This is a genomic window from Nocardia amamiensis, assembly GCF_015477605.1.
In the GTDB taxonomy this organism is placed as follows: Bacteria; Actinomycetota; Actinomycetes; order Mycobacteriales; family Mycobacteriaceae; genus Nocardia; species Nocardia amamiensis_A.
This window is the reverse complement of sequence record NZ_JADLQX010000393.1, coordinates 1-236: the sequence shown is the minus strand read 5'-3', so window position 1 is coordinate 236 and position 236 is coordinate 1. Positions and strand designations below refer to the sequence as shown.

The 236-nt window shown below is 63.1% G+C and carries 1 protein-coding gene; it reads left to right on the top strand.

All coding sequences use genetic code 11. The features are described from left to right. Positions 1-236 (top strand): DDE-type integrase/transposase/recombinase (locus tag IU459_RS38250; protein ID WP_195134386.1); only part of this gene is annotated, 236 nt, incomplete at both ends.

The window sequence follows — 236 nt, the reverse complement described above, 5'->3', positions numbered from 1 at the left end:
CCGCCATCGCCCAGGACGTGCTGTGGGTCGGCGATGTCACCGAAATCCCTACCTTGGAGGGGAAACTGTATTTGGCTTCGGTGGAGGACCGGTTCTCCGGGCGTCTGCTCGGCTACGCCACCAGCGCGAATCATGATGCCGAACTGGCCTGTGCCGCATTGAAAATGGCCGCTGCCACCCGGGGTGGGTTCGACGCGATCGACGGGGTTGTCTTCCACTCTGATCGCGGCAGCGAA